The organism is Flavobacterium sp., from assembly GCF_044348915.1.
Lineage (GTDB): Bacteria > Bacteroidota > Bacteroidia > Flavobacteriales > Flavobacteriaceae > Flavobacterium.
In genome coordinates this window covers 1-8,716 of the sequence record NZ_JBIKRX010000100.1, presented here as the reverse complement: position 1 = coordinate 8,716, position 8,716 = coordinate 1, and the positions used below count along the sequence as shown (strand labels likewise).

The 8,716-nt window shown below is 34.6% G+C and carries 13 protein-coding genes; 5 read left to right on the top strand and 8 right to left on the bottom strand.

The genetic code is table 11. The features are described from left to right. The first annotated feature begins 354 nt into the window (after nucleotides 1–354). The 4 genes from ACIQ1E_RS12730 to ACIQ1E_RS12715 all read left to right on the top strand — a co-directional run bounded on the left by ACIQ1E_RS12730 (nucleotide 355) and on the right by ACIQ1E_RS12715 (nucleotide 1,929). A complete protein-coding gene (locus ACIQ1E_RS12730; RefSeq protein WP_396171684.1) occupies nucleotides 355–609 on the top strand; it encodes a type II toxin-antitoxin system Phd/YefM family antitoxin in 255 nt (84 codons plus the stop codon). Nucleotide 610: 1 nt separating this feature from the next. Next, a complete protein-coding gene (locus ACIQ1E_RS12725) occupies nucleotides 611–868 on the top strand; it encodes a Txe/YoeB family addiction module toxin (protein ID WP_396171683.1) in 258 nt (85 codons plus the stop codon). Between the two features lie 369 nt (nucleotides 869–1,237). Then, a complete protein-coding gene (locus ACIQ1E_RS12720) occupies nucleotides 1,238–1,582 on the top strand; it encodes a DoxX family protein (protein WP_396171682.1) in 345 nt (114 codons plus the stop codon). Nucleotides 1,583–1,584: 2 nt separating this feature from the next. Next, a complete protein-coding gene (locus tag ACIQ1E_RS12715; protein ID WP_396171681.1) occupies nucleotides 1,585–1,929 on the top strand; it encodes a hypothetical protein in 345 nt (114 codons plus the stop codon). 119 nt (nucleotides 1,930–2,048) lie between these two features. Here the strand turns inward: ACIQ1E_RS12715 and ACIQ1E_RS12710 are convergent, their stop codons facing one another. The 7 genes from ACIQ1E_RS12710 to ACIQ1E_RS12680 all read right to left on the bottom strand — a co-directional run bounded on the left by ACIQ1E_RS12710 (nucleotide 2,049) and on the right by ACIQ1E_RS12680 (nucleotide 6,718). Continuing rightward, nucleotides 2,049–2,978: a DUF3078 domain-containing protein gene (locus ACIQ1E_RS12710; protein ID WP_396171680.1), complete on the bottom strand. Its 930-nt coding sequence runs from the start codon at nucleotides 2,976–2,978 to the stop codon at nucleotides 2,049–2,051. 82 nt (nucleotides 2,979–3,060) lie between these two features. Beyond that, nucleotides 3,061–3,570, bottom strand: a complete 510-nt coding sequence (locus ACIQ1E_RS12705; RefSeq protein WP_396171679.1) for a DUF2480 family protein — start codon at nucleotides 3,568–3,570, stop codon at nucleotides 3,061–3,063. Nucleotides 3,571–3,651: 81 nt separating this feature from the next. Then, a complete protein-coding gene (locus ACIQ1E_RS12700) occupies nucleotides 3,652–3,975 on the bottom strand; it encodes a DUF59 domain-containing protein (protein WP_396171678.1) in 324 nt (107 codons plus the stop codon). Nucleotides 3,976–4,082: 107 nt separating this feature from the next. Next, nucleotides 4,083–4,496: a GxxExxY protein gene (locus tag ACIQ1E_RS12695; RefSeq protein ID WP_396171677.1), complete on the bottom strand. Its 414-nt coding sequence runs from the start codon at nucleotides 4,494–4,496 to the stop codon at nucleotides 4,083–4,085. Nucleotides 4,497–4,637: 141 nt separating this feature from the next. After that, the gene (locus ACIQ1E_RS12690) at nucleotides 4,638–5,057 is read right to left on the bottom strand and encodes a SufE family protein (RefSeq protein WP_396171676.1); all 420 of its coding nucleotides are present in this window, start codon (nucleotides 5,055–5,057) and stop codon (nucleotides 4,638–4,640) included. Nucleotides 5,058–5,059: 2 nt separating this feature from the next. After that, the gene (locus ACIQ1E_RS12685; RefSeq protein WP_396171675.1) at nucleotides 5,060–5,491 is read right to left on the bottom strand and encodes a hypothetical protein; all 432 of its coding nucleotides are present in this window, start codon (nucleotides 5,489–5,491) and stop codon (nucleotides 5,060–5,062) included. A 12-nt stretch (nucleotides 5,492–5,503) separates the two neighbouring features. Continuing rightward, nucleotides 5,504–6,718 (bottom strand): aminotransferase class V-fold PLP-dependent enzyme, encoded by a 1,215-nt coding sequence (locus tag ACIQ1E_RS12680; RefSeq protein WP_396171674.1) that lies wholly within the window; start codon nucleotides 6,716–6,718, stop codon nucleotides 5,504–5,506. A 149-nt stretch (nucleotides 6,719–6,867) separates the two neighbouring features. On the opposite strand from ACIQ1E_RS12680, the gene ACIQ1E_RS12675 reads away from it, so the two are divergent. Continuing rightward, nucleotides 6,868–8,211: a serine hydrolase domain-containing protein gene (locus tag ACIQ1E_RS12675; RefSeq protein ID WP_396171673.1), complete on the top strand. Its 1,344-nt coding sequence runs from the start codon at nucleotides 6,868–6,870 to the stop codon at nucleotides 8,209–8,211. Nucleotides 8,212–8,336: 125 nt separating this feature from the next. On the opposite strand, the gene ACIQ1E_RS12670 is transcribed toward ACIQ1E_RS12675, so the two are convergent. Next, on the bottom strand, nucleotides 8,337–8,716 hold a 380-nt coding region (locus tag ACIQ1E_RS12670; RefSeq protein ID WP_396171671.1), incomplete at its 5' end, for a c-type cytochrome.

Here is an 8,716-nt window from a genome sequence, read left to right as displayed (position 1 = left end):
CAAGAAACCTCATCAGCCAATTTTACCAACGGATGACTAAGGTTTATAAGGTCTGTTAACCTAGTTTTGAATAAATTTTGCTGTAAATCCGGTTTTATTTTACCTAACATATTGCCACTTTTTTATATCGAAATATACACTTTTTGGCAATTTAACAGAGCCTTTTTTAATATTATTTTATCATAAGTTATTAACAATCAGATTGTTAATTTGTTTTTAAGGAATGACTATTTAGGTGTATTTGTTTAAAAGGTTGTGGAGGGTTATTCACGGTTTGACCTTAGCGGTAATAATTTGACGAACATTGCTTAAAATCAAAATATTGTACATACATTTGTACAAATTATAATAATTATGGTAGTAGCAAATATTTCAGATTTCAGAAAAGACATTAAATCTTACTTTGATAGAGTGGCAATAAACTTTGAAACTCTAATTATAAATCGCGGAAAAGATTCAGGCATTGTTGTTATTTCACTTGAAGAATATAATTCACTAATTGCAACAAATTATGAATTATCAAACAGAACTAACGAAAGTAGGTTAGACTCTGCTATTGAAAAATTGAAGAGTGGTAAGTCTTTTTCTAAAGACTTAATTGAGAAATAATATGAAATATATATTTGTTGATGAATCTTGGGAAGATTATTTGTATTGGCAAAAAATGGACAAGAAGAAAGTAAAAAAAATAAATGATTTACTTAAAGATATTTCAAGAAATCCTTTTGAAGGAATAGGAAAGCCAGAACCATTGAAACACAAGTATGCAGGATTTTGGTCAAGAAGAATTGATGATGAACATAGATTAATTTATAGGTTTATTGATGATGAAATTCAAATTGTCAAATGTAGACATCATTACGACTAATAGTACTTCCGCTAAAAGCTTGAGTATGTTGCGTGCGTAGCACAAACACCCAAGCGACAACGAACGAAACCGATTACAAATCCGTCAACACTATGGAGTTTAAAGTTTGGCGAAAGAAGAGAAAGAATAATTTTTCTGAGATTTTAATAACCAACAATCCCTTTTGAGTTTTTCAAAAGGGATTTTTGTTGGAAATAGCAGAAATTCAGAACAATTAAGTATCTTTAAACTCATAAATAATAAATGTCAAATAATTAGTTTTGATTTTTCTGGCAGATTTTGCTGTTTTACGAGGATTTCGGACCAGAAAAACGGTACACTAATTCATAAATAAAATCATCGAAAATTAACCCTTTAAAACCAATTACAATGACAAATTTCTTAGTTATAGCGCAGATTATTGTAGCAGCCTCAGTTGCTTTTGTTTGGATTTTCAGAATTCACAATGTCATCAAGGAATTCAATCAGTTTGGTTTGAGCGATGTCACCCGCAGTTTCGTCGGTTTTTCCAAAACGGCTTTAGCTACATTGTTAATAGTGGGTATTTGGTATGATTCACTGGTTACGATTCCAGCACTTCTTATGGGATTGTTTATGGTGGCTGCACAATACTTTCATTTCAAAGCCGGAAAACCTTTTCAACAACGTTTACCTTCATTACTTTTATTAGTACTATGCGTTTTTATCGTTGTCATCTCGGCTAACCTAATCTAATTATGAGCATTTACTCTTTTTGTGTTTTCTTTTCGGGCGTTTCGTTTTTGGGTTATGGCATTTCCTATTTTGTAGGAACCCAAATGAAAAATGAATTCAAACGCTTTCAATTAGAAAAATTAGGTTTGCTCGTGATTGTTTTAGAAATTTTAGGTGCAGGAGGATTATTAGTCGGTTATTGGTACTCGAAACCCTTGCTATTGGTAGCCTCTGGCGGATTAGCAGTGCTGATGCTTTTGGGTTTACTAGTAAGAATGAGGCTTAAGGACAGTCTTTGGATATCCCTACCCGCTTTTTTTTATATGGTTTTGAACGGGTATATATTTTACTTAGGTAGTAATCAATAATAAACAGACTATTTATAACAAGGTATAGAACGTTCTTTGCTTCTAACTTTCAAACAAAACAAAAATCCCTTTTGAAACCCATAGTTCAAAAGGGATTTTTGTTTTAGGAAATGGGTTTTTTAAAATCCATAATTCACACCTAAACCAAAGATTTGTCTGGTTTGAAATCCTTGAAAGGCATCGTCATCATAAATTGTTTGAAAGGTGAAATTGGCAGATAACACTTTATTTATTGTCATTACGATATTGATTTGATAGTCGAGATCGACGTTTTCGGGTTTTTCTAAATAATTAGAATATAAATTCAAGAGATTTTCTACCGAAACGTTTTTCATCAAATTAAACTTGTAATAGGCTGATGCATAAAAACCCAGCTCATAACGCAAACTTTTATTGGCATCTACGCCAAAATAGCTGCCATCAATATAGCCGGGAAGAGAAGTATAGAAATTGTCTACAAAGGTCATTTTTGAAGTTAGCGGTGCAAAATTTAATTTGAAATTATCATTTTTCTTATAGTAAATACCAGGTCCAAAAGTGAGGTAGGCAGGAGAGAAAAACCCAGTGTTTTCTACTCTAGTTTCGACTCCGTTGCGATCTTTTCCGTAGATATATCCTGTTGTAAATTGGGTTCTAAAGTTTAAGATAAACGAATAGTACCAATTTCCGTTTGCCTTTTTGCCGTAGATGGAATTCAACTCTAAACGGTCATCTGATTTTTTGCTAAATTCAGCATTATCGGTACGAATCATTCCATAGCTTGCTAAAATTCGGTTGTCCCAAGTGGTGTTCTCCCCTTTGTAATGCAGTTCGTAGTTAAGCCCCAACGTTCCTGAAAGATTGCTCTCACCTCCAGCGATCCAATTGTTAAAGTTAGCTTGGTTAAACAAAAAGGTAACGGTTCCTTTTCGCGACCAGCCATTTTTAGTGGTGTCGTTGATGACTTTAACGGCATCTTCCGATTTTTTGATTAATTCTTTTTCAGGTGCTTGTGCTTGAATAAAAGCGGTTGTAACCAAAAAACTGAGGCAGAATAAAATGTTTTTCATTTTTGATGATTTTGAGTTAGTGCGGCAAATGTAATAAAACTCATGAAATCTTCAAAAAGCCAATCAATTAAAAGCCAATACTTTATTTTTTTGGAGCTTTGTATAGAGGTACCGCCGAGCAAGCCTCACCGTACATAATGCTTCGGGCTTGTGATTGCAAATGCTGCGCCGCCAAAATATAGGCACGCACAGGTACGGGTTTTTTCGAACAGCCTTTGATGATCACGGGCTTATTTGCATAAACCGAAAAATCTATTTGGGAAAGAATTTCTTCGTACAAAGCGGCGTCTAAATCTTCAATTGTTCCGTTTGCAATTTTCTTGGCAAAAGGAGCCAAATGAACAGCAACCAAAATCGTTGCCCAAGCCGGAAAAACAGCATCGGTGCTGCAATGGATGGCCACATATTGGTCTTGGTATTGTGACCAATTGTGTTCTTGTAATTGCGCTCTAAAATCTTTTTCTTTAAGCAAAAACCCTTCCAGAAACCATTGCGAAATATCGATTTGCACACGAATTCCCTTTGGATAGTAGTCTTCAAGATCGAAAACTTCCAAGGCGCTATTGGCTACTTTATTAACTATTTTTTCCATAAAAAATCGTAGTGATCAGTCGTCAGTTTTTAGTGGTCAGCGCTTTACTGAATACTAAAAACTGAACACTGAAAACTTTATTTAAAGCATTCCCAGTTCTAATTTGGCTTCTTCGCTCATCAAGTCTTTATTCCAAGGCGGATCGAAAGTGATCTCCACTTCTGCGTCTTTGATATGTTCGATCGATTTTACCTTTTCTTCCACTTCACGAGGCAAACTTTCTGCCACAGGACAGTTCGGAGAAGTTAGTGTCATTAGGATTTTTACTTCAAAATCAGTGCTGACCATCACGTCATAAATCAATCCTAATTCGTATATATCTACAGGAATCTCCGGATCGTAAATCGTTTTCAGTTTCGCTACGATCTCTATTCCTAATTGGTCGGTGTCTATTTTTTGTTCCATAGTTTTTTATTTTTTAAACCATATAAGTCATATAAGGTTTTTTTGTTTATAATTGATTAATAAGTTCATTTTAATTTATTTATAAAATGAATTATATGTTTAAATAATTAATCCTCCAGCATTCGATAATATTCATTAACCATTGTTTTTTGACCCTCATAGAAAATGTTTTTCACATTAAAATTAATCAATAAACCAATAGGAGCTTTTAATAAGTTCATATAAGTAAGCACTTGTGCTTCAAAAACAGGGTTTATTTCGGCTACCGATTTTAGTTCTACTACAAGACAATTTTCTATCAATAAGTCGCATCTTAATTTTGACTCTAATTCATATCCTTTATAATTTAATGGAATCTGAAGTTCAGATGAAAAATTTATTTTTCTTAACTCTAATTCTTTTTTAAGACATTGATGATAAACATTTTCTAAAAGACCAGCTCCAATATTTTTATGAACTTCAATTGCTGCTCCATTTACTTGGTAAACCAAATCTTTAAGAGAACTTCTGGTTATAATCATACTTTAAAGAATTACTTATATCACTTCTTTTTTCTTAACTTATTTTAAATAAAGCTTATATGTTAAATCATTTTTTTACATCATTTACTTATAGAACTTCTTTTTGTCTTAGCTTATTTTAAATAATACTTATATGTTACATCATTTTTTTGCATCGAATGCCAAGGCGTACATTTTTATATTTTTGATCATCGAAACCAATCCGTTGGCTCGTGTGGGCGACAAATGTTCTTTCAGCCCAATCTCATCTATGAAATCCATATCGGCATTCAAAATATCCGAAGCTTTTTGGTTCGAAAAAACTCGAATTAAAATGGCTATGATTCCTTTGGTTAAAATCGCGTCGCTATCGGCGGTGAAGACAATCTTGTCGTCGTTTTGTTCTCCTTTTAACCAAACTTTCGACTGACATCCTTTGATAATGTTGTCGTCGGTTTTGAATTCTTCTTTGATTAAAGGCAGATTTTTACCCAAATCTATAATGTACTCATAGCGTTGCATCCAATCGTCAAACATCGAAAACTCGTCTATGATTCCGTCTTGTATTTTTTTAATGCTCATTATTATTTTTTTGCAAAGGTATTTATTTTATCAACTATTTTTTTGATGGCTTCCGGTGGATTTCCGTGATCGAAAGCCTCTGTTTGAAAGCTTTTGTCCTGATAGGTTACTTTTAAATTGGCGATGGCGGCTCCGTCGTGGAATCGTTTTTCGGTTGGCGCTTTTAAAGTCGCTAAACTATCCAAATTTAAGGATTCAAAATAGCCAACTAATTCCTTCCAATCTTTGTCCGAAATTTTTGTTACAATTGGCTTTTCAGTCCCGCTTCTGTCTTTCGAAACAGAAACCATTTGATTTTCGACAGTAATCTTTTGATAAAAACCTCGAGTGCTGGCAGTATATTCTATCGCGGCCAATTTCAAATCGTTTTTGGTTTGACCTTCACAGCTTTTGCTTAGGAAAACAGTCAATAGAATTGCAGCGAATAGTTTCATTTTTTTTATCGTTTAAGAAAGCATCATTTTTGCTTTTTTCACAGCTTCTACCATAACGTCAATTTCTTCTTTGGTATTGTAAAACGAAAACGAAGCCCGAATCGTTCCAGGAATATCGAAAAAATTCATAATCGGTTGGGCACAATGATGTCCTGTTCGAACAGCAATTCCTAATTTGTCGACTATTGTTCCAATATCATACGGGTGAATGCCTTCAATGTTAAACGAAATCACCGAAGTTTTTTCCTTGGCTGTTCCGTAAATTTTCAAGCCTTCAATTTCTAATAATCGCTTTGTGGCATATTCTAATAATGCTAACTCTTGTTCTTGAATATTCTCAAACCCGACAGCATTCATATAATCTACAGCCGTTCCCAAAACTATTCCGCCGGCAATATCAGGAGTTCCAGCCTCAAATTTGTGTGGTAAATCGGCATAAGTGGTTTTCTCGAAAGATACTTCCTTAATCATTTCGCCTCCTCCTTGATAGGGTGGTAATTTATTCAACCAAGCTTCTTTTCCGTATAAAATTCCAACTCCAGTTGGGCCACACATTTTATGTCCTGAAAAAACATAAAAATCACAATCCAAAGCCTGAACATCGGGTTTCAAATGCGGAACAGCTTGCGCTCCATCAATCAGAATTGCGGCACCAAATTCGTGGGCTTTGTCGATCATATATTTTACAGGATTCACAGTGCCCAATGCATTCGAAATATGATTTACGGTAACTATCTTGGTTTTATCCGATAGTAATTTATCGTATTCGGCCATAATCAATTCTCCGTTTTCATTCATTGGAATGACTTTCAAAACTGCGCCTGTTTTTTCGCATAGCATTTGCCAAGGCACAATATTGCTATGGTGTTCTAAGGCAGAAACCAAAACTTCGTCACCCGATTTTAGCAGTGAAGCAAAACCATTGGCAATAGCATTAATTCCGTGCGTTGTTCCTGAAGTAAAAATCACTTCGTGGGCAAACTTGGCATTGATATGGTTTTGAATTTTCCCACGCGAAATTTCATACGCATCGGTAGCCAATTGGCTCAAAGTATGCACGCCACGATGAATGTTGGCGTTGATTTCTTGATAATATTTTGAAATCGCATCGATCACAATTTGTGGTTTTTGCGAAGTGGCTCCGTTATCGAAATAAATTAATGGTTTTCCGTTTACAGTTCTAGAAAGTATAGGGAAATCGGCTCTAATTTTATGGATATCTAACATAATGTTATTTAGAAAAATTCTAAATACAAAAGTAGTGAATATAGACTTGTTTTATGACACCAATTTTACAATTTTTAACTGTTTAAATTTATTGCCAATATGTTTTATCTATATTGATTTTTGCTAAATTGCTTCAAAATTGGCTTCAAATGAAAAAAATATTCAAAATTCTTTGTTTTTCTGTTGTACTTCTTCTAGGGTATTATTTGTATACCAATTATCCGCTGGATTTGATTTCCGGATTTTCAGCTAAAAGCGTGGCTTCTGGGCATTTTATTGACCAACGCCCTCAAGAAATGATCGAAAATGGCGACAATGATGTTTCCGTCATTTTTTTGGCGACGAACAAAATTGATGAAAAAGAAAAACTCGTAACCACTTCGGTTTTTGGGTTGAAAGAAAGAAAAGCGATTTACCGGGAAGGTTTGGGTGTGACATTAATAAATGACGATTTTGATATTACAAAACCATACCTAGTTCCGAAAAGAACTAAACTGAATACTAATTTGTCTTTTCCTTACGGAAATGAGCAGCCAAAAGACACCGTTTTTGCCAATATAGATTACTCTAAACTGAAAACAGCTGTCACCAATGCTTTTGACAAAAAAGGAGAAAATGATAAAAGAACACGTGCTGTTTTGGTGATTTATAAAGATAGAATCATTTCGGAGCAATATGGAACAGGTTTTGATAAAAACTCTAAAATTTTAGGCTGGTCAATGACCAAAAGTATTACGGCTACTTGTTTTGGGATTCTACAAAAACAAGGCAAAATGAACATTATGAAGCGGGCGCCAATCGATGAATGGGCAAAGGATGAAAGGTCAAAAATCACTATCAATGATTTATTGCATATGAACAGTGGTCTCGAATGGGTAGAAGATTATTCTAAACTTTCTGATGCCACAAAAATGCTTTTCTATGATACTGATATGTCAAAAACGCAAATAAACAAACCACTTGTTGGCAAACCCAATGCTAGTTGGAATTATTCATCGGGAACTTCTAATTTGCTGTCTGGAATTTTGCGAAAACAATTCAAAACACATCAGGAATATCTTGATTTTTGGTATTCGGATTTGATAGACAAAATTGGGATGCACTCGATGCTAGTTGAAACCGATATGGCGGGAAATTATGTAGGGTCGTCTTATAGTTGGGCAACGACTAGGGATTGGGCCAAATTTGGATTACTGTATTTGCACAAAGGGAATTGGAACGGTGAGCAATTATTTGATGAAAGTTGGGCCAAATATGTAGCCACACCAACTAACGGTTCAAACGGAAAATATGGAGCACACTTTTGGCTCAACGCTGGAGGCTATTTTCCAGATGCGCCAAGGGATTTATATTCTGCCAATGGATATCAGGGACAAAAAGTTTTTATAATTCCATCTCAGGATTTAGTTGTCGTACGAATGGGTTTAACCGAAGATGAAAAGTTTGATTTCAATGGCTTGTTGAAAGGGATTGTGGGGAGTTTGAAGAAGTAAATACGGCCTTGTTCAGAAAAAAAAGCAATGTATACGGCAATGCAATTAATGAATGGAGGAGGATTATAAAAATTTAAAATCCCTAAAGATCGGGAGAGTTTTGTAATTTCACATAAATAAGGCAATTATTTTCGCAATGCCATAACCATATCCGGTCTTACCACTACTTTTTTATTTCCCCAACTCGCATAAACATAAGAAAGAACATCGGCAATTTGTTGATCATTGAGAGCCTGTTTGGGCATAGCAATAGTATATTTTTTGGCATTAGTCTTTAATGGATTTAATGAGCCAACTAAGACTTGTTTGATAGCTCTGTTGACATCGGCATTTAAATAATCCGATTTTGCCAAAGGTGGGAAGATACCGGGCATTCCCGCTCCATTAATCTGATGGCAAGCCGCACAATTCTTGTTGTATACTAATTTTCCGTTATTCAATTGTTGCAAAACCGGGTCTTCTGAAAGATTGTTTTTTGGAATAAAATAATCTTCAGTGTTTGGTT